Below are 19,804 nucleotides of genomic sequence, written 5' to 3'. Positions count from 1 at the left end.
CCTTGGTCGGGTATGGAACGCAGCTTGGCATGCCGTTTTTGAATTTTTCTTACAAAAGCGACGCGGCCCGTTCTTTTTGCGACTGGATGGAGTTTAGACGCTGCCGGTCAATCCGGAGGGCCTTTATGTGACCGCGCTCAGCGTAGCTTCCAACCGTTCCAGCAACAGATCGGCATGGTTGCGCTGGAACACCAGTGGCGGACGGATCTTGAGGACGTTGGCGGCGGGGCCGGTGGCGCTGATCAACACCTGCTTGCGGCGCATGCCATTCACCGTCGCTGCCGCAATGCGGGTGGCGGGGAATTGGGTGGAGCGGTCTTCCACCAGTTCGACGCCGATAAACAGGCCCTCGCCACGCACATCGCCGATCACTTCGAAGCGTTCGGCCAAGGCTTGCAACCCGCGTTTGAGGTAGCCGCCCACGTCGCGGGCATTGGCCTGCAGATTCTCGTCGCGCAGCACGCCGAGCACCGCGTGCGCGGCTTTGCAAGACACGGGATTGCCGCCGTACGTATTGAAATAACGCTGCTGACGGCCGAATTGGTCGAACAGCGCCGAGCGGCCTACCACGCCTGCGACCGGGTGGCCATTGCCCATGGGCTTGCCCAGGGTCACGAGGTCCGGAATCACGGCGTCGTGCTGAAATCCCCAGCGCTGCGCGCCGGTGCGGCCGAATCCGGGCTGGACTTCATCGGCAATGTACAGGCCGCCAGCTTCGCGCACGCACTGAGCGGCAGCGGCCAGTTCGCCGTTGGAGGGAGAAAACACACCGTCGCTGGAAAAAATGCTGTCCACCATCAGCGCCGCAGGCTGGATGCCGTGAGCCCGCATGTCCGCGAGGGCGGCTTTGACGCTGGCCACGAAACGGTTGCCGCGATACGAATCCGGCGGATCGAGCAAGCGCACATGGTTGGCGGTAGGCAGTCCCGTGGCCAATGACGGCGAAATTTCTGCAAGCGCGCTGGTGACGCCGTGATAGGCCCAGCGTGTCACGAGAATCCCCGTGCCGCCGCTGTGACAGCGGGCGATGCGCAGCGCGAGGTCATTGGCCTCGCTGCCGGTGCAGGTCATGGTCAGGTTGTTCAAAGACTCTGGAAACTCGCTGAGCAAATCTTCGGCATAGTCGACGATCGCCGGGTGCAGGTAACGCGTATGGGTGTTGAGCTGCGCGCTCTGTTCGGCAATCGCCCGCACCACCGCCGGGTGGCAGTGGCCCACGGAAGCCACGTTGTTGTAGGCGTCCAGAAAGGGCGTGCCGTTCTGGTCGAACAGCCAGACGCCTTCGCCCCGCACCGGTGCGAAGGGTTCTTCGTAAAACAGGCGGTAGCTGGCGCCGAGGGCATGCTCGCGGCGGGAAAGCAGGTCGGGACTCATGCGGCCTCCGGTGTGCAGGCATTGATCAGCGCTTGGGTCAGTTGGCCGGAGGGCAGGGCGACCAGCGATTGCAGATTGCGCCAGGTGGTGCTGAGGTTGCGCAGCACGTAGGCGCGGTTGTCCGGGTACAGGCTTGCTCGCCATTGGGCGATGGTGATCGCCATGGCCATGCGCATGGCAATCAGGTCGCCGAGGACTTCAAGCTCTTCGTGCAGCAACGGAATGCGTCTGGAGTAGGCAGCAGCAAAGGCCTTGATTTGCCAGAGCGGGTCGGCGGCGTCGGCGTCGAACTGGTACGACAGCGCGGTGCCCAGATCATTGATAAGGGGGGCGTACAGGGCGTCACCAAAATCGATGATGGCCGTCACTCTGGTGCCGGTCGCGGCATCGAGCATGACATTGTGCGGGTTCAGGTCGTTATGAATAACTTGCGCGCGCAGCTTCGCCAGTCGAGGCTTCACGTGGGTTTCGTGGCGGTCCATCAGCGCGGTCACCAGCGGTTGTTGCGCGGCGTCCAGGCAGTGCAAGTGAGGGCGGGTGCGTTCGGCACGGCCCACGTCCCACAGCAGATTGCGCTGCGCACCGGGGTGCTGGAAGTTCTTCAACGCCAGATTGACGTCCGCCAGCGTCGTGCCCAACTGATGCATCATTGCCATGCCGGGCGTGCCCTGATTCTGGGGAATGCCTTCCAGGTAGGTCACCGCGCGTACGGTGAAATGCTGTTCACCGACCCGCACGCAGGGCTCGAACTCACCGTTCAATGCCGCCAGCACGCGAGGCACCGGAAGGTGGGCGCCATGGCGCTCGATGTGCAACAGGGCCTGCGTCTGGAAGTGGGTGACGCTGGGGCTTTCCGCTGGATTGATGACTTTCAGCACATACGCGCCCCGATCGGAGCGCACAAGAAAATTCGCGTCCCGTTCCCCGTCCAGCGGCTGAATCGTCCCGTTCAGGCCGTAGACCTGCCCGGCCATTTCCAGCGCTCTGCGTTCGTCCACCTCGGGCGCTTGGGTCGTCATGAGCTTCGCGCAGGAGACGTCAGTCATGACTGCTTCAGACATGCTGGCCACCGTTGACGTGGATTTCCGAGCCGTTCACGTACGACGCGCCGCTGGTGCAGAGGAAATACACCAGCGACGCGACTTCTTCGGGCTTGCCCAGGCGGTGCATCGGCACCAGCCGCTCGACGATGTCTGCGGTGCCGGGGGAGAGGATCGACGTGTCGATTTCTCCCGGCGCAATGGCGTTGACCCGTACGCCGTGACGACCGAAGTCGTAGGCCATTTCCCGAGTCAGGGCCGAGAGGGCGGCTTTCGACGTGGAGTAGCAGACCCCGGCGAACGGGTGCACTTTCGAGCCAGCAATCGAGGTGACGTTGATGATGCTGCCTTTCGCGGCCTTGAGTTCATCAAACAGGCCCCGCGCCAGCAGTGCGGTGGAGAACAGGTTGACGTTGAACACCTTGACCCAGGTTGCGTAGTCGGATTCCAGAACGCCCATCCGCGCACCTTCCGGGCCTTTGGGTGAAATGCCGGCGTTATTGACCAGCGCGTCCAGGCGTCCACCGAGCTTGTCCTTGATCGCCGCCATGCTGTCGCTGACGCTGTCGATGTCTTCCAGATCGAGGTGAATGTGGTTGAGCAGGCCTTCTGCCCACGGGCATTCCGCGACCCAATCCTGCCGGGATGCGGTAAAGATTTCCCAGCCAGCAGCGTGGAAATGCTTGACGGTGGCATGACCAATACCGCGGCTGGCGCCGGTCAACAGAAGCGTCTTCTTGGCAGTCATGATGGTCTCTCCGTGGCTATGAAGTTTGATGCATCATGTTTTTTCGCCGAGTGACGTGTCAATAGGTCTTAGAAAATGACGTTACTCGTCGAGCGCCTCCTGACTGACGGCGATGAATTCCAGCATCTTCTGGTTGCCGTCCATGATGTCGGTCTGAATCGCATGCCTGGCGGCGGCCGCATCCCTTTGGCGAAGGGCGCCGAGCACTTCCACGTGATGTTCGATGGCCATGGTCAGCGAAAAGTGGGCGTACGCCTGGGCGATCAAAGGGCCTGCGCGCATCCACAGGCTGTCCAGATAACCCCGCAGCAGTGGCATGCGCGCCGCTTCGGCGATCAGAAAGTGAAACTCGCTGTTGAGTCGCAGCGCTTCGGGCACGTCATGCCTTTCAATGGCCTGAAGGTTGAGCTGGATGTTGGTGTCGATGCGCGTGATGTCGGCCTCTGTGGCCACGTTGGCAGCGGCCTCGGCGCCGAGGCCTTCGAGGTTGAAGCGCAGGGTGCGGATTTCCAGATACGCCTCGCGATCCAGCACCGGAACCCGAATGTCCTTCGGGGTCTTGAGCACCAACGCCTTCTCCTTTGCCAGTTGCAGGATGGCGTCGCGGACCGGCGTGACACTGGTGCCCAGTTGGGCGGCCAGTTCCCGGATCCGCAGCCGGTCATCCGGCTTGAGCCCGCCGGTGATCAGCGCGTTGCGCAACTGCGAGTAGACGTTGGAGCCCAGATAGGTATGGGCGATGGTGTCGAGCGGGTAGGACATGAGTCACCAAGTGCCGAGGCGTATGACGGGCGACTATACAACAGGATGCCCGTGGCTCTCCCGCGTTGAATGGCCCTCAATGACCGAAAGCGAGGGATTTGTGTCGTTCGTTTTCCCTCAATCAACGCTTAGGCTTCACAGCCACAGACAGCCCTACGTTCGGCTGTCGCATGATCTGATGGAGCGCGGCGATGAAAGACTTGGTGGGCAAGCGAGCCTTCATTACAGGAGGCGCACGGGGCATCGGCGCGGCGATTGCGTTGGAGTTCGCCCGGCGCGGCGCGGAGGTGGCGTTCAGTTACGTCAGTTCGGCCGATGCAGCGGCAGCGCTGGTGGAAAACGTGACGGCCCTTGGGGTGAGAGGGTTCGCCATTCAGGCCGACAGCATGGACCCCGGAGAGGTCAAGCGTTCGGTGGACGAAGCCGCCCGGCTGTTGGGCGGCCTGGACATTCTGGTCAACAACGCCGGGGTCGCGTTCATTACCCCCTTGGAAGACATGCCCCTGCAGCAGATCGATCAGATCATCGGGGTCAACATCCGGGCGGTCGTGCTGGCCTCTCAAGCGGCCATTCCCCATCTGGGCGAAGGCGGGCGGATCATCAACATTGGCTCGTGCCTCGCCGAGCGCGTGGCGTTCGAATCGGTGACGGTCTACTCGATGTCCAAATCCGCGTTGCTGGCCTTTACCCGTGGCCTGGCCCGCGAGCTCGGTCCCCGAGGCGTGACGGTCAACGTGGTCCATCCCGGGCCGACCGACACTGACATGAACCCCGCCCACGGCGACGGCGCACCCGCCATGCGCGCTCACATCGCGCTGGGCCATTACGGCACGCCGGAAGATGTCGCTTCGGCCGTGGCCTTCATCGCCGGGCCGGGTGCCCGTCATATCACCGGGACAGGGCTGAGCGTCGATGGCGGCGTCAACGCCTGACATACCCCGCGTAGCGCTTCTTATATTAATGAGGATTGAACATGAGCAAATCAGTCGTAGAGATTCCCGAAGGCAACGACGTGTTCGGCGTCAGCACCCAAGCGTTCACCGACTGGCAATATGCCCCGGCGGTCAGGGCCGGTGGGCTGTTGTTTGTCGCAGGATTGGTGGGTGTGAAAGCGGACGGCACCGTGCCGGTTTCCGTTGCCGAGCAGACCGAACTGGCCTTTCAGCGCATCGCTGAGGTGTTGCGTCTGGAAGGGTTGGGCATGGGCGATCTGGTGGAGGTCGTCAGTTATCACGTGGACCTGAAACAGCACCTCGACGAATTCCTGCCGGTCAAGAAGCGGCATTTCATCGAGCCGTTCCCGGCCTGGACGTTGATCGGTATCGAAGCGCTTGGGTTGCCGGAGCTCAAGATCGAAATCAAGGTCGTCGCGGCCTTGAAGGGTTGACTGACCTTGGCCGATGACGCGTGCGTCAACGTCCCGGCTTGCGGCCTCGCGTGAGGCCGCCGGTTATTGCGCGATGGCGAGGGGGTCGTCCACACCCTTCTGATGAGAAAGCCGGCGAACGCTTTGTGGTGGATGGCCGGTCACTCTGATGAACGCTCGGCGCATGCGTTCCGGGTCTCTGAACCCGACCGAATGGGCGATCAGCTCGATGGGCTCGGCGCTTCGCTCGACGCGCTGCCTGGCCACCTCCACGCGCAAGCGTTCGACGGCCTTCGCGGGCGTTTCACCCGTTTCCATCAGAAAAGCTCGGCCAAATTGACGCGGACTCAGGCAGGCGATGGCGGCCAGGTGTTCGGTCGACAGCTGCTCGTGCAGATGCTCGCGCATGTAGGTCAACACCTCGCGCATGCGGTCGGTAGCGGGTTCCATGTCGGCCATGGCAGAGAACTGCGATTGCCCGCCAGGGCGGCGGTGATAAACCACCAGCAGCCTTGCGACTTCGTGGGAAACGGCGCTGCCCAGATCTTCTTCGATCATCGCCAACGCTTGATCGATGCCCGCCGTCACGCCTGCTGACGTCCAGATGCCGCCTTCCTTGACGAAAATCCGGTTCGGCTCGACCTTCACTTTCGGGAATTGACGTTGCAACTGCGCCGTCTGCTTCCAGTGCGTCGTGGCCCGGCGTCCGTCCAGCAAACCGGCCTCAGCCAGAAAAAATGCGCCGGTGCACACGCTGGCGACGCGCCGGGTGCCTTTGGCGGCGGCCCTGGCCAAGTGATCCGAGATGTCGGGAAGATCGTACGGTCTGGACAATAAATCGGCCCCCACCACCGTCAACGTGTCGTAAGGCTTGGACCTGATCTTGCTCGCTGTCACCTCCAGACCGGAAGAACTCCTGACCGGCCCGCCCGATTGCGACACCACAAAACAGCGATAGGGATCAGGCACGCCCACCCCCTTGGCCAGCTCGAATGCCGCCAGCGGACCCGTGAGGTCGAGAATCTGGAAGCCGGGGAAGATCAGGAAGGCGATATCACGCATCTCAGTACCTATTCAAGCATCGTGAATTCTACTCTGTGACGTCCGTGTTCCCTTGCGACACACGTCTGTGACCCGCCGATGATCGGCCAGATCCGGAACGGTGCAAAGGGCATAAAACCCGCAAAAACCGTCATCGTCACAGGAGGTCGCGGTAGCACTGAGAGACGCGGCGCCTCTGTAGGCGCGAATTCATTCGCGTAGAAGGCCCAGGCGCTGGGGAGGGTTGGCTGCAAACGTTTCCTTCATGGCGTTAAAGGAGGGAACTACGTCCTTTTCCCTGTGCGTTGCGGTGACGAAAATGCCCACCGTTTCATGAGCAGGCGTCCTTGAGCGCCTCGACACCCATGGCATCGAACACGTCCCGCGACTGTGCAGCCTCCGTCTGGATACGGCAGAAGGGGGTGGGCGGCCGTTCGATCTGCGGATCATTGACCGACTCGGAGCCCCTATGACAACCCTATTGAAGCCGCGCCTGGCCCTCGTTCTGGCGGGCGGCTGTTTACTTGCCGCTGGCATGACGTATGGCCTGATGGAACGTACAGAGCAGGCAGTCGCACAGGAAGCGCCACATTTGCCGGTGGTCGATGTGGCGGTGGTGAAGCAGCAGAACGTGACCGACTGGCAGTTCTATTCGGGGCGTTTGAGCGCCGTGGAGCGGGTGGATGTTCGGCCGCAAGTCTCCGGCACGCTGACGTTCGTTAACATCCATGACGGGCAGATGGTGAAACAGGGTGACGTGCTGTTCGTGATCGACCCGCGCCCCTATCAGGCGCAGGTAGACCGGGCAAAAGGCGAGGTCGCAGCGGCCAGGGCGCGGATGGCCTACACGCAGAATGATTGGGCGAGGGCGCAACGGCTCTTGGCTGAAAACGCCATCGCCCGTCGCGACTACGACGAAAAAAACAACGCCGCGCTGGAGGCCGTCGCCCATCTGAAAACCGCCGAGGCCACGTTGAAGGCTGCCGAAATCGACTTGGCTTACACCCAGGTGACCGCGCCGATTTCAGGACGGGTTTCCCGCGCTGAGGTGACGTTGGGCAACCTCGTCCATGCGGGCGCCGGTGCGGAGTCGCTGACCACCGTCATGTCCATGGACCCGATCTACGCCGAGTTCAATGCCGACGAACAGACGTACTTGAAATACATCCGCAGCGTAGGCCGCAACGGCAAGGTGCCGGTCGACCTCGGGCTGGGCGACGAGACCGGCTATTCGCGCCGTGGTGTCATTCAATCCGTCGACAACGCCCTCGACACCTCATCCGGCACCATCCGTGTGCGGGCGCGCTTCGACAACGCCGATGGCGCGTTGCTGCCTGGTCTGTATGCGCGGCTCAAAGTCGGGGGCAGCGAGCCTTATCCCGCGCTGCTGATGGACGACGCCGCCATGGGGACCGATCAGGACAAGCGGTTCGCCTACGTCGTCGGCGAGGACGATCACGTCGTGTACCGCCAGGTCGTTCTCGGCGATCTGCAGGGCAACGAACGCATCGTCAAGTCCGGATTGAAGGAGGGCGAACGGGTAGTCGTCAGCGGGCTGCAACGGGTACGTCCGGGAGACAAAGTATCTGTCGGCACATCGGTGCAATAGCCATGTGTGAACGATATGTCCATCCGCCGCTCGGCCACGCCGGCAACGCTCGATTCCGCAGGCTCACGCAGAAGACTGACTCATGAAAATTTCCAACTTCTTTATCGACCGTCCTATCTTCGCAGGCGTGCTGTCGGTGCTGATTCTGCTGGGCGGGCTGATTGCGATTTTCCGCCTGCCTATCGCCGAATACCCCGAGGTCGTGCCGCCGTCGGTGACGGTCAGCACCCAATACCCCGGCGCCAATCCGAAGGTCATCGCCGAAACGGTCGCCGCGCCCCTGGAAGAAAAGATCAACGGCGTCGAAAACATGCTGTACATGCAGTCCCAGGCGAACAGCGACGGCAACCTGACCCTCACCGTGACCTTTGCCTTGGGCACCGACCCGGACCTGGCGACCCAGTTGGTGCAGAACCGGGTCAATCAGGCCTTGCCCCGGTTGCCTGAAGACGTGCAACGCCTGGGTGTGACCACGCAAAAGAGCACGTCCTCGCTGGTGCTGTTTCTGCACTTGGTGTCGCCGAACGGCCGCTACGACAACACCTACCTGCGTAATTACGCGTTGCGCAACGTGAAGACCAGATTCGAGCGCATCCATGGCGTCGGTCGCGTCGACTTGTGGGGCTCGGGTGACTATTCGATGCGGGTCTGGCTGGACCCCGCCAAGGTCGCGCAACGCAACCTCACCGCACTGGACGTGGTCAACGCGATCAAGGAGCAAAACATTCAGGTGGCGGCGGGGGCCGTGGGCGCAGCGCCTGCGGCACCGGGCACGGCCATGCAATTGACCGTCAACGCACAGGGCCGCCTGAAAACCGTTTCCGAGTTCGAAGACATCGTGCTCAAGACCGGTGCCAACGGGGCCGTCACCCATCTTCGGGATGTGGCGCGGGTGGAACTGGCCGCAACGGAATACGGCCTGCGCGCTTTGCTGGACAACCAACCGGCGGTGTCCCTGGCGATTTACCAGACGCCAGGGGCCAACGCGCTGGACATCTCCGACGAGATCCGCGCGCAGTTGGTGGACCTGAGCGCTGAATTCCCGACGGACCTAGAATACCGGCTGGTGTACGACCCGACGCGCTTCGTCAAATCCAGCATCCAAGCGGTCATTCATACCCTGCTCGAAGCCATCGCCCTCGTCGTGGTGGTGGTCATCGTGTTCCTGCAATCGTGGCGCACGTCGTTGATTCCCCTGATCGCCGTGCCGGTTTCGATCATCGGCACCTTCGCGTTGTTGCTGGTGTTCGGTTACTCCATCAACGCGTTGTCGCTGTTCGGCATGGTGCTGGCGATCGGTATCGTGGTCGATGACGCGATCGTCGTCGTGGAAAACGTCGAGCGCAATATCGCCAGCGGCCTTGCGCCCCGAGAGGCGACGTATCAGGCGATGCAGGAAGTCAGCGGGCCGATCATCGCCATCGCCCTGACCCTGATTGCCGTGTTCGTGCCGCTGGCCTTCATGAGCGGGCTCACCGGGCAGTTTTACAAACAGTTCGCGATGACCATTGCGATCTCCACCGTCATTTCCGCGTTCAACTCCCTGACCCTCTCCCCGGCCTTGACCGCGCTGCTGCTGCGCGGTCATGACGCGCCCGAAGACTGGCTGACACGTGGGATGAACAGGGTGTGCGGACGAGGTTTTCGCGCGTTTAACCACGTCTTTCATCGCGGCTCGGAGCGCTATTCGAAGGGGGTGAACGGCGTTATCCGGCACAAGGGCAGCATGCTGATGATCTATGCAGTGTTGCTGGGGTTGACCGTGCTGATCGCCAAGGTCGTGCCGGGCGGGTTTTTGCCGCAACAGGACAAGGAATACCTGGTCACCATTGCCCAGTTGCCGAACGGCGCGTCCCTCGATCGCACCGAAGAAGTGATTCGCCAGATGAGCGAGATCGTCATGCATCAGCCTGGCGCGGCCCATGCCGTGGGCTATCCGGGGCTGTCAGTGAACGGCTTCATGAACAGTTCGAGCGCCGGCATCGTGTTCGTGCCGCTCAAGCCCTTTGCCGAACGTCAGGGGGCCGACGAAACGGCGGCGGCCATTGTCGCATCGCTGAACCAGAAGTTCGCCAGCATCAAGGGGGCCTACGTCGCGGCCTTCCCGCCACCCCCCATTCTCGGCCTCGGCACTCTTGGCGGGTTCAAGATGCAGCTCGAAGACCGCGCTGACCTGGGTTATGAGGCGTTGGACAAGGCCGCCAAGGCGTTCATGGCCGAAGCCGCCAAAACCCCGGAACTGGGCGGATCACTGAGCAACTACCAGATCAACTTCCCGCAGTTGAACATCGAGCTGGACCGGGTGAAGGCCAAGCAGCTCGGGGTCTCCGTGTCCGATGTGTTCAGCACACTGCAGGTCTACCTCGGATCGCTGTACGCCAATGACTTCAACGCGTTCGGCCGGGTGTATCAGGTGCGGGTCCAGGCCGACGCGCCGTTCCGCCAACGGGCGGACGACATTCTTCAGTTAAAGACGCGTAACGACCGGGGGGAAATGGTGCCGCTGTCCTCGCTGTTGCACGTGACACCGACGTACGGCCCGGACATGGTCGTGCGCTACAACGGCTACACGGCTGCCGATATCAATGGCGGCCCGGCGCCCGGTTATTCCTCGGGCCAGGCGCAGGCAGCGGCTGAGCGTATTGCGTTACGGGTCTTGCCCCAAGGCGTGAAGTTCGAATGGACCGACCTGACCTATCAGGAAGTGCTGGCCGGTAACGCGGGGCTGTGGGTGTTCCCGATCAGCGTGCTGCTGGTGTTCCTGGTCCTGGCGGCGTTGTACGAAAGCCTGACCCTGCCGCTGGCGGTGATCATGATCGTGCCGATGAGTGTGCTGTGCGCCTTGACCGGTGTATGGCTGACCCACGGCGACAACAACATCTTCACCCAGATCGGCTTGATGGTGCTGGTTGCCCTGGCATCAAAAAACGCGATTCTGATGGTCGAGTTCGCGCGAGAGCTGGAATACGACGGCTACACGCCATTGCGTGCCGCCATCGAAGCCAGTCGGCTGCGTCTGCGCCCGATCCTGATGACCTCCATCGCGTTCGTCATGGGTGTCGTGCCACTGGTGTTCTCCTCCGGGGCGGGCGCCGAAATGCGCCAGGCCATGGGCATTTCCGTGTTCTTCGGGATGCTGGGCGTCACCGGTTTCGGCCTGGCGTTGACCCCGGTTTTCTATGTGGTCCTGCGCACGTTGGCAGGCGGAAAGGTCCATGTGGCGCAGAAAGACGCGCCGTCCCTGTCAACGACTGTCTGAGGAACTCACCATGATCGATAGGCTGATACACGGCCACGCCACACGGTGGGCGGCCGGCGCGCTGCTCTTGTTGCTGGGCGCTTGCTCCGTCGCGCCCTCTTATGAACGGCCACACGTCCACACGCCCGAGCGCTTCAAAGAGGCTGCGGTGACCGATCGCTGGAAAACAGCGGAACCGGCGGACGACCGGCAGCGGGGTGAATGGTGGACCCTCTTCAACGACCCGGTGCTCAACGACCTGGAACGCCAGGCCGCCGAGGCCAACCAGAATCTGAAAGCCGCCGCAGCACGGGTGCTGCAGGCGAGGGCGGAGTCGTCAGCGGCCCGTGCCAGTCGGTTTCCCACCCTCGACGCAGGCTTCGGGCCGACTCGCGAGCGGCTTTCTCCAGCGTCGCAGTTTCAGTCGGACAGCGCTCACGTGCCCACTCAGACCCTATGGCGCGCACAGGCCACGGCCTCTTACGAAGCCGATCTGTTCGGCAGGGTGAGTGAAAGCGTCAACGCTGCGGTAGCGGATCAAGCGCAGCAAGAGGCGCTGTTTCATTCGGTACAACTGGCGCTCCAGGCCGACGTTGCCCGCAACTACTTTGAACTGCGCGAGTACGACAATCAGCTTCGCCTGTATCAACGCACCGTGGCGCTTCGGGAAGACACGTTGAAATTGGTAGAGGCCCGCTTCAAAGAGGGGGACATCAGTGAACTCGACGATGCCCGTGCCCGCCACGAGCTGTTCGCGGCCCGCGCCGACTCATCGGGTGTGGCGCGGCTTCGTGCCGCGTCCGAACACAGCCTCGCGGTATTGCTGGGACAAGCCCCTGCTGAATTCGGATTGGCTCCCTCGCCGCTGGAGCCGGTCCGCATGCAGGTGCCAGACGTCATGCCGTCCGAACTGCTGGAGCGCCGGCCTGACATTGCCGCAGCAGAGCGGGGCATGGCCGCCGCCAACGCGCGCATCGGCCTGGCGAAATCCGCGTTTTTTCCTCGGCTGGTGATCAATGGTGCAGGCGGTTTCGAGGCGGGCTCATTGGGCAATCTTTTTGACTGGTCCACGCGTGCCTTTGTCTTGGGGCCGTTGACCGGCACGGCGTTGACCTTGCCCCTTTTCGACGGTGGCCGTCGACAGGCCGATCTCGACGCGGCCCGCGCCCAGTATGAAGAAGACGTTGCCCGCTACCGCGAACAGGTGCTGATCGCGTTTCGGGAAGTGGAGGACAGCTTGTCCGACCTTCGGTTGCTGGAAGAGCAGAGCCGGGACCAAAACACGGCCGTCAGCGCCTCGCAGCGCACCGAGCGGCTGTCGAAAAAACAGTACGAGGAAGGGCAGATCAGCTATCTGGATGTCATCGATGCGCAACGTCAAGTGTTGCAGACCGAGCTGCAACTGAGCCGCCTGACCGGTGTTCAAGCGGCGGCAACGGTGAATCTGGTCCGCGCACTCGGTGGTGGTTGGGCGCGAGGTGGTGAGGAGCGAGGTGGTGAGAGTGTGGTGATGAGGAGCGAAGCCCGCTGAACCGGTCTGCGACCGACGCTCCTCCCGTGCGGTGAAAGGACTTAGCGGTTATGCCGCAAGATCGAGAAATTCAGCGCAGCCGCCACACTCAGCCAGATGAGGTAGGGGAACAGGATCAGCCCGGTGATCAGGTCCACCGGCATTGCGACCACGATCAGCGTGGCGACGGTGAGCCAGAGCGCCGCAAGAATGACCATGCCCGCGGCAATGCGATGGGCGCCGAAGAACACCGGCGTCCATAACGTGTTGAGGGCGATTTGAGCAGCCCACAAGGCCAACGCGGTTTGGCTGTCGGGGAGCAACGTCAGTCGATAACCGGCCCAGGCCAGCAACAGATAAATGATCGTCCAGACCACCGGGAACGCCCAGTTTGGCGGAGTGAAGCGGGGCTTTTGCAGGCTTTCGTACCAACTGCCGGGTTTGAAGATCACGCCGGTGCTGGCAGCGGCGGCGCAGGCAATCAGAAAGATATAAAAAGTCATCGAGTGTCCTTTGGCGTGAGCGATCGGGTGGGGTCGGTTCTTTGGGATTGGACGCGTCCAGCGGCAAAAGGTCCTGATTGATCACGACTCGCGTGTATTCAGCGCCTCGTACCACCCGGCGTAGGGCGTGTTCCTGACCATGCGCCGATTCAAATCAGGCGCGCCGTCGTTCCACCAGACCGGCCCGCGCTCTCCCAAACCTATTTTGGCCGCGTTGACCTCCGCCCGCGCCGCTTTCAGTTGCGCTGAGTCCCGCGACGTTTTCGCGGCTTTGACCGCCCGCCGCGCCGCCATCAGTTCATTCACTTGCTGCTGGCGCACTTCTTCGTCGAGGGCCGGGTTTGAGCAGCGCCACAGCCGTTCCTTGACGACGAAATAACGGCCATCGGGGGTTGTCGGGTACATGTGCAAAGCTCCATGGGTTGAACACGTGGCCAGATCCGGCAAGGAGATTGAACGGGCGACGCCGTGCATTTCACTGAACTTGTGCCGCCGCATCAGGGCCTGATGTTGACAGCCAGCACAGGAGAGACCGTGATGAACACCGATCAATTCAATCAGTACGATGCGGAGCGTCTTCACCAACGCGTGGCGCAAGAGCTGGGCTTGACCAGCGACGAGCTGAAAACCTGGATGATCAATGACATCGAGCGCGTCACCGAAGGGGGCAAGGACGTCGGGCACATGGTGGTTTTTCGAGAATCGACGCCGCCTGAGGTCCTCGACAAGTTGCAGCACCGGCAGAGCGAGTTCACCGCCATGACTGGCGTGATCCCCCACGATTGACCGACAGGAGCCCTCCGCGATGAGCCAGGAAAAAACACCCGTGAACGAAACGCCAAAGACACCCAGACAACCTGACGTACCGGCGCACTCGACCGAGGAAGAGAAGGCGCGTCTGAAAAATTTCAATAAAGACGGCATTCCGCCCGGCGTGAGCTGAAGCACCGCCGTTAGTCTGTCGAGGCATTGTCGGTTTTGGCCGCTGGAAGACGTGCTCAGCAACGTCCTACAATGCGGCCATCGTTTTCACACAAAAGGCCCGGCCATGCCTGCCGCTCTGACACGCCCGACTGCTGCCCCTCATTTGGCCCCCGATGAAACCGTCGTGCTGTTCGACGGCGTCTGCAAACTGTGTAACGGCTGGGCGAAATTCCTCATTCGTCACGATCGCCACAAGCGTGTCCGACTCGCCACCGTGCAATCGCGCGAAGGCCAGGATTTACTGGCCTGGGCGGGATTGGCGGTGGACGCGTTCGACACCATGGCGGTCATTCGTGATCGGCACTATTGGGTCAGGTCGGAGGCGTTTTTCGAAGTGGCGTCGTTGCTGCCCGCGCCTTGGCCCGCACTGGGGCTGCTGCGAGTCTTCCCGCGGGCGCTGCGCGACTGGGCGTACGACCGCATCGCGCTCAACCGCTATCGCTTGTTTGGCAAATACGATGTGTGCCTGATGCCGACCCCGGATCATCAGCAGCGCTTTCTCAAGGCGCAGTCGTGAGCCCTTTGCGTCAGGCCCATTGGCTGGGGCGAGGTGGTCTGGCGTTCATGTTTGCCTACCACGGGCTGGTGCCGAAATTCATGGCGTTAAGCCCGGGCGAGCTGGTGTTGCTGCGCGCCCACGGTCTGGAAGGCGCGCCCTGGTTGTCACACGCCGCAGGTGCTGCGGAGCTGATGCTCGCCGCAGTTTTGCTGCTTGTCCCACGTCTGAACTGGCCTGTGATGCTGGCGGCGTTTGTGCTGCTGGGGTTGCTGGTCGACGTCGCTGTGATGCAACCGTCCATGCTGGTCGATGCGTTCAACCCGGTCACCCTGAACGTGGCCGGGATGGTGCTGTGTGCGGTGGCGTGGGTGACGCGGTTCAGCGAACGTATTGAGTAAACCCCTTCGGTTCTACTGCTACTCCTCTCGTTGTTGCCGGATCGTTTTCCGTGCTGAGCGCGCCAAATCCCCCGTGCTTCACCCGATCCCTCTCATCACGAGGGATTTTTTTTGCGCCCATTTCCTCCTGATTGAGCAGAGCGTCTGTGTTTTATGATTCGTTGCGCAACGAACCTTGACACTTCGTTCTGCAACGAATAAATTCTGATCGTCGGGTCTTTGATGCCCCATCGTCTTTTCACCATAAATAAAAGGTTCGGCTGCGCAATGAACGATCTCGAACGGATGGACAGGCATTCGCATCTGCATCCATTTACCTCTGTCTCGGAGAGCCGTCCGAGCGGCCGTATTCTGACCCGTGCCTCAGGCATGACGGTGGTGGACGAGAAGGGGAGGTCTTATCTGGATTCTCTTTCCGGGCTTTGGTGTGTCAACGCAGGGTATGGGAACGCTCGCATTACCGATGCCATCGCCAAAACCTCTCGGGAGCTTTCGTTTGGGCACAACATGATGGGGGCCGGGAACGAGTATGCAGTTCGGCTCGCTGATCGGTTGCTGCAACTCACGGACGGTGTCATGCGCAAAGTGTTCTTTGGTAATTCCGGATCTGACGCCAACGACACCAATCTGAAGCTCGCCCGGCTTTATCATCGCTGCCGTGGAGAACCTGATCGGATCAAATTCATTGCGCGTCACGGGGGGTATCACGGCACGACGTTGGCGACGTCCAGTCTTTCCGGACTTAACGGTATTCGCCGTTCCGTTGGCCTGCCTGATCCTCACTATGTTCACGTCAGCGCCCCCGAGATTTTTACTCATGTCCGCCCCGGTCGGTTTGTCACGGAAGAGCAATACGCCGATTTCCTCGCCCAAGAGCTCGAAGCCACCATCCTGCGTGAGGGCCCTGATCAGATAGCAGCATTCGTCGCGGAACCTGTCATGGCGGTGGGCGGCATCTTGCTGCCACCCCGGACCTACTTTTCAAAGATCAAAGCCGTGCTGGATAAGTACGGGATTCTTCTGATCATCGATGACGTAGTGTGTGCTTTTGGCCGTCTCGGCCATTGGTACGGATGGCAAACCCTCGATGTCAGGCCTGATCTGGTCACCCTTGCCAAAGGGCTGACCAGTGGCTACGTGCCCATGTCAGCTTCGCTACTGGGCGAGCGCCTGTGGCGGACACTGGAGCAATCGGCCGGAGACATCGGCACCTTCGGGCATGGGTTCACCACCTCTGGCCACCCGCTGGCTGCGTCGGCGGCACTGGCCAACATCGACACGCTTGAGCAGCAGCAGCTTCTAACGCGCGCCACGGCACAAGGCGCGCTCCTGCTTGAGACGCTGTTGGCGACGCTGGAGGACTGCGCTGTTGTGGGGGATATCAGAGGCCAGGGTTTGTTGGTGGGCGTTGAGTTGGTCGCGGATCTCGACACGCTGCGCCCCTTCATCGAGCCCGGAGCGTTTGCAGCGAAGGTTGCAGCGGCGTGCCTGGACCTCGACCTGATCGTGCGAGCACTGCCAGACAAAGATGTCATTGCATTCGCCCCGCCTCTAACAATAACGGCGCAGGAAATAGCGGACATTGCGCGTCGTTTTGCCCAAGCAGTCAAACAGGTGGCGAAGACCATCACACAATAGTTGGACGTAGTGCCGTACTGCCTTTTAAACAATAAAACCCATTCCATTAAAAGGATGACCGTCATGAACGAAAAAGACAGCCCCTTCACAATAAGCCGACGTTCTGCCCTGATGGCAGGGACGGCGATGTTTGCGGCGGCGCCGTTAGGCCTTATGAGCAAGGCATGGGGCGCGACACCGGCGTTCGATGCGAGTTACACCGGATTTGCATTGGCCGATATAGGAAACGATGATTCACTGGAACGTATTCAGCGAAAAGGAGAAATCGTTGTTTGCACTTCTAACGATTGGCCTTATTCCTACCTGGATTCCAAAACGGGTGCGTTCAGCGGTATTGATGCCGACATTCTTTTGTTGGCGGCCAAGTTGTTGAAAATCGATAAGGTCACCGTGCAGACCGTTCCCTTCGACGGCATGGTTCCAGGTGTTTTAGCCGGACGGTTTGACATGGTGGGAGATTCGATCCATTTCAGCCCGGAGCGGGCCAAAGTCGTTGACTTCAGCTTCCCGACGTATTTCTACGCCGAAACAATGGTTGTGAAGAAGAACAGCGGTATCCGTGTGACCACGATTGACCAGCTCAAGGACAAAAGTTGCGGGACGCTCTTGGGTACTCACTATTCTGAATGGATTCAGAAAGCCCCCGGCGTGCAGTTCAAAGGGTATAAGGACGCAGAGGCGCTGGTGCAGGATGTGGCCAGCGGACGGCTGGATGCGGGTGTGTATGACCTGCCTGTCGTCGCCGGGCTCATGAAAAACAACCCTCAATGGCCTTTGGAGTTGGTGAAGGACTACACGCCGCGCACGCTGAAAATTCCGAGTAACTATTCTCGGTATATTTTCCGCCAACGCGATCAGCAACTCATCAATGCCTTTTCCCGAGCCATCGAGTGGATTCAGTATTCCGGGCAAATGCGGGAGATTCTTCAACGGTGGGGGCTTGGCGAGGAAGCCAACTAAACCCGCATTTGCTGTCGCTGTTGTTTTGCGATCATTTATCGATTTGACCGAGAAACCATCATGTCGCTTTTTAGTGATTTGGGCACCTTATTGCCTCCGCTCGCCGACGGCGTTGTTGTTACCGTTACGGTGTCATTGTTGTCTTATTTGTTTGCCCTGGGACTTGGGCTGCTCGTCGGTCTGGCGCGAATGTCGCGCTATTGGCCCATACGGTTAATCGCCGATCTCTATATTCAATTTATCCGGGGCACGCCGTTATTGCTGCAATTGTTCTTCCTTTACTATGTGTTGCCCTATGCAGGCATCGTACTGTCGCCGTTTGTGGCCGGCGTCCTGGGGCTGTCATTGAATTACAGTGCGTACATGGCCGAAGTGTTTCGTTCCGGCGTGGCAGCCGTTCCCAAAGGGCAATCTGAGGCGGGCATGTCTTTGGCATTGACGCATGTGCAGTTGATGCGGTTCGTCGTCATACCACAAGCCATAAGAATTGTCGTGCCGCCGATTGGCAACTTCTTCGTCGCGATCTTCAAAGACTCGGCGCTGGTCTCGGTCATCACGATGAAAGACCTCATGTTTTCGGGACAACTGTTGGCGTCCTCGACGTTCAGGCATGTCGAGATATTTACCTTGGTGGCGATCATTTACCTGATGCTCAGCTATCCCGCTGCCAAGTTGGTGGAGTGGGTGGAGCGCCGTATGAGCGGACCCAAAACGGTCCCTCTGCCCAAACCGAATCTGTTTGTGCGCGCGAGCCTGTATCTGCGGGCCAAAAGTTGATTGTGCGACGACCACGTTCATCTACCTTCGTTGAGGTTTTACTTATGCCATACGCCTGGGTCACGGTTGCTTCAGGGCACCCGTCCAACAAGAAAAAAACGTTAATCAAAACGCTCACGCAAACGTTCGACGACGTGTTGGAGGTCGGCAGTGCCCACACCCAGATTTATGTGGTGGAAGCTGCACTCGACACGATCGGCATCGCCGGGGAAACCCCCGATGTGGCCGATGTGGCGCTCGTGACGGTCATGCTCTCCAAAGGCCGCCCTCCGGTCGTATTGCAACGGTTGGTGACGCAGATCGCGGCATCAGTAGCCAGTGCGCTGCAGGTACGGACCGACGACGTGCATTGCGTGTTACTGGAGCAGGAGGCCAGCCGAATTTCAGTGGGAGGCGTGCCGCTGAATTTTCCCCGACTGCCGGGATGGCTGTTGGATCACCAGCGGCACATCGTTCAATAACCGCCTTAGTCATATCGATCCCGGGAGCCTATCGTGGCCACTCATACTGCACAGAATTCGCCTCAAACGGATGTCACGTCCGTCGCTGTCAATGTCAGCGGATTGGGTAAATGGTTCGGCGCCATGAAGGTGCTCGACAGCGTCAATCTCACTGTAGAGCGTGGAGAGCGCATCGTGATTTGTGGGCCTTCCGGGTCTGGGAAGTCCACGCTCATTCGTTGTATCAACGGACTTGAAGAGCATCAGGAAGGCGATATTTCGGTCAATGGGCATCCGTTGGGCAAGGACGCAAAGTCCATTGCGCTGGTCCGCCGGGAAGCGGGCATGGTGTTTCAGCATTTCAACCTTTACCCGCACCTCACGGTCCTGGAGAACTGCATTCTGTCGCCGATGCGGGTGCTGGGAATGTCGAAAAGCGAGGCCGTTACGATTGCTCAGGGTTATCTGAGCAAGGTCAAGATCGCTGAGCATCAACACAAATTCCCCAGCCAGCTTTCCGGGGGGCAACAACAGCGTGTCGCCATCGCGCGGGCGCTGTGTATGCGGCCAAAGGTGATGCTGTTCGATGAGCCCACCTCGGCGCTGGACCCTGAACTGGTGCGAGAGGTGCTTGATGCCATCCTCACGCTGGCGAAGGAGGGAATGACCATGATTTGCGTCACTCACGAGATGGGCTTTGCCCGTTCGCTGGCTGATCGGGTGGTGTTCATGGACAAAGGGCAGATCATCGAGATCGGCGCGCCCGACGCCTTTTTTGACAGGCCTGCCAACCCGCGGATACGGGCGTTTTTGAGTCAGGTATCAGAGCACGAGGTGGCCGGTATTTCCGGCGCGGCATAGTCTGTCGACTACCGGCTGTGGCGGGTGAAATGTATAGTTGCCCACCACAGCCCTTT

At 60.6% G+C, this 19,804-nt stretch carries 21 protein-coding genes; 14 read left to right on the top strand and 7 right to left on the bottom strand.

The annotated features are described in order from the left end of the window. Positions 1 to 123: 123 nt before the first annotated feature. The 4 genes from ACIQAL_RS08495 to ACIQAL_RS08480 form a co-directional block, all read right to left on the bottom strand. Positions 124 to 1,374, bottom strand: coding sequence for an aspartate aminotransferase family protein (locus tag ACIQAL_RS08495; RefSeq protein WP_401144405.1), 1,251 nt, complete (start codon positions 1,372 to 1,374; stop codon positions 124 to 126). After that, positions 1,371 to 2,435 carry a phosphotransferase gene (locus ACIQAL_RS08490; RefSeq protein WP_401144404.1) on the bottom strand — a complete coding sequence of 355 codons (1,065 nt, stop codon included), beginning with the start codon at positions 2,433 to 2,435 and terminating at the stop codon, positions 1,371 to 1,373. Before ACIQAL_RS08490 ends, ACIQAL_RS08495 begins: the two co-directional genes overlap by 4 nt. Next, positions 2,428 to 3,162: an SDR family NAD(P)-dependent oxidoreductase gene (locus tag ACIQAL_RS08485; RefSeq protein WP_401144402.1), complete on the bottom strand. Its 735-nt coding sequence runs from the start codon at positions 3,160 to 3,162 to the stop codon at positions 2,428 to 2,430. Before ACIQAL_RS08485 ends, ACIQAL_RS08490 begins: the two co-directional genes overlap by 8 nt. 81 nt (positions 3,163 to 3,243) lie before the next feature. Then, positions 3,244 to 3,924 (bottom strand): GntR family transcriptional regulator, encoded by a 681-nt coding sequence (locus tag ACIQAL_RS08480; protein ID WP_341963574.1) that lies wholly within the window; start codon positions 3,922 to 3,924, stop codon positions 3,244 to 3,246. Between the two features lie 191 nt (positions 3,925 to 4,115). On the opposite strand from ACIQAL_RS08480, the gene ACIQAL_RS08475 reads away from it, so the two are divergent. Both ACIQAL_RS08475 and ACIQAL_RS08470 read left to right on the top strand, forming a co-directional pair. Then, positions 4,116 to 4,856 (top strand): SDR family NAD(P)-dependent oxidoreductase, encoded by a 741-nt coding sequence (locus ACIQAL_RS08475; protein WP_401144400.1) that lies wholly within the window; start codon positions 4,116 to 4,118, stop codon positions 4,854 to 4,856. 41 nt (positions 4,857 to 4,897) lie between these two features. Further along, entirely contained in the window at positions 4,898 to 5,311 is a 414-nt protein-coding gene (locus tag ACIQAL_RS08470) for a RidA family protein (RefSeq protein WP_401144398.1), read from the top strand. 63 nt (positions 5,312 to 5,374) lie between these two features. On the opposite strand, the gene ACIQAL_RS08465 is transcribed toward ACIQAL_RS08470, so the two are convergent. Further along, positions 5,375 to 6,352, bottom strand: coding sequence for a GlxA family transcriptional regulator (locus ACIQAL_RS08465; RefSeq protein ID WP_401144396.1), 978 nt, complete (start codon positions 6,350 to 6,352; stop codon positions 5,375 to 5,377). Between the two features lie 448 nt (positions 6,353 to 6,800). On the opposite strand from ACIQAL_RS08465, the gene ACIQAL_RS08460 reads away from it, so the two are divergent. The 3 genes from ACIQAL_RS08460 to ACIQAL_RS08450 all read left to right on the top strand — a co-directional run bounded on the left by ACIQAL_RS08460 (position 6,801) and on the right by ACIQAL_RS08450 (position 12,709). Further along, positions 6,801 to 7,940 carry an efflux RND transporter periplasmic adaptor subunit gene (locus tag ACIQAL_RS08460; protein ID WP_401144395.1) on the top strand — a complete coding sequence of 380 codons (1,140 nt, stop codon included), beginning with the start codon at positions 6,801 to 6,803 and terminating at the stop codon, positions 7,938 to 7,940. An 82-nt stretch (positions 7,941 to 8,022) separates the two neighbouring features. Then, positions 8,023 to 11,199, top strand: a complete 3,177-nt coding sequence (locus ACIQAL_RS08455; RefSeq protein ID WP_401144393.1) for an efflux RND transporter permease subunit — start codon at positions 8,023 to 8,025, stop codon at positions 11,197 to 11,199. A 10-nt stretch (positions 11,200 to 11,209) separates the two neighbouring features. Then, positions 11,210 to 12,709, top strand: a complete 1,500-nt coding sequence (locus ACIQAL_RS08450) for an efflux transporter outer membrane subunit (RefSeq protein WP_401144391.1) — start codon at positions 11,210 to 11,212, stop codon at positions 12,707 to 12,709. Between the two features lie 41 nt (positions 12,710 to 12,750). Here ACIQAL_RS08450 and ACIQAL_RS08445 read toward each other — a convergent pair whose 3' ends face one another. Together ACIQAL_RS08445 and ACIQAL_RS08440 are read right to left on the bottom strand one after the other, a co-directional pair. Then, entirely contained in the window at positions 12,751 to 13,191 is a 441-nt protein-coding gene (locus ACIQAL_RS08445; protein ID WP_401144389.1) for a TspO/MBR family protein, read from the bottom strand. An 81-nt stretch (positions 13,192 to 13,272) separates the two neighbouring features. Beyond that, positions 13,273 to 13,596: a hypothetical protein gene (locus tag ACIQAL_RS08440; protein ID WP_401144387.1), complete on the bottom strand. Its 324-nt coding sequence runs from the start codon at positions 13,594 to 13,596 to the stop codon at positions 13,273 to 13,275. A gap of 132 nt (positions 13,597 to 13,728) precedes the next feature. Between ACIQAL_RS08440 and ACIQAL_RS08435 the strand changes: the two genes are divergently transcribed. The 9 genes from ACIQAL_RS08435 (at position 13,729) to ACIQAL_RS08395 (ending at position 19,748) form a co-directional block, all read left to right on the top strand. Further along, entirely contained in the window at positions 13,729 to 13,977 is a 249-nt protein-coding gene (locus tag ACIQAL_RS08435) for a hypothetical protein (RefSeq protein WP_166594868.1), read from the top strand. A gap of 19 nt (positions 13,978 to 13,996) precedes the next feature. Next, a complete protein-coding gene (locus tag ACIQAL_RS08430; protein ID WP_401144385.1) occupies positions 13,997 to 14,134 on the top strand; it encodes a hypothetical protein in 138 nt (45 codons plus the stop codon). 105 nt (positions 14,135 to 14,239) lie between these two features. Beyond that, positions 14,240 to 14,692, top strand: a complete 453-nt coding sequence (locus tag ACIQAL_RS08425) for a thiol-disulfide oxidoreductase DCC family protein (RefSeq protein WP_401144383.1) — start codon at positions 14,240 to 14,242, stop codon at positions 14,690 to 14,692. Next, positions 14,689 to 15,072 (top strand): DoxX-like family protein, encoded by a 384-nt coding sequence (locus ACIQAL_RS08420; protein ID WP_401144381.1) that lies wholly within the window; start codon positions 14,689 to 14,691, stop codon positions 15,070 to 15,072. The genes ACIQAL_RS08425 and ACIQAL_RS08420 overlap by 4 nt, the downstream gene beginning before the upstream one ends. A gap of 267 nt (positions 15,073 to 15,339) precedes the next feature. Further along, entirely contained in the window at positions 15,340 to 16,710 is a 1,371-nt protein-coding gene (locus tag ACIQAL_RS08415; RefSeq protein WP_401144379.1) for an aspartate aminotransferase family protein, read from the top strand. 63 nt (positions 16,711 to 16,773) lie between these two features. Then, positions 16,774 to 17,670, top strand: coding sequence for an ABC transporter substrate-binding protein (locus ACIQAL_RS08410; RefSeq protein WP_401144378.1), 897 nt, complete (start codon positions 16,774 to 16,776; stop codon positions 17,668 to 17,670). Positions 17,671 to 17,730: 60 nt separating this feature from the next. Further along, complete coding sequence (locus ACIQAL_RS08405) at positions 17,731 to 18,447, top strand: amino acid ABC transporter permease (RefSeq protein WP_401144376.1); 717 nt, start codon at positions 17,731 to 17,733, stop codon at positions 18,445 to 18,447. A gap of 44 nt (positions 18,448 to 18,491) precedes the next feature. Beyond that, complete coding sequence (locus ACIQAL_RS08400; protein WP_401144374.1) at positions 18,492 to 18,908, top strand: 4-oxalocrotonate tautomerase family protein; 417 nt, start codon at positions 18,492 to 18,494, stop codon at positions 18,906 to 18,908. 123 nt (positions 18,909 to 19,031) lie between these two features. Further along, positions 19,032 to 19,748, top strand: coding sequence for an amino acid ABC transporter ATP-binding protein (locus ACIQAL_RS08395; RefSeq protein ID WP_401144556.1), 717 nt, complete (start codon positions 19,032 to 19,034; stop codon positions 19,746 to 19,748). The last annotated feature ends 56 nt before the right edge of the window (positions 19,749 to 19,804 follow it).

Origin of the sequence: Pseudomonas sp. NPDC088368, from assembly GCF_044753445.1 — a bacterium.
Classification (GTDB): domain Bacteria; phylum Pseudomonadota; class Gammaproteobacteria; order Pseudomonadales; family Pseudomonadaceae; genus Aquipseudomonas; species Aquipseudomonas bambusae.
Note: the sequence above shows the minus strand (reverse complement) of the source record. Positions and strands in the feature narration are given on the sequence as shown.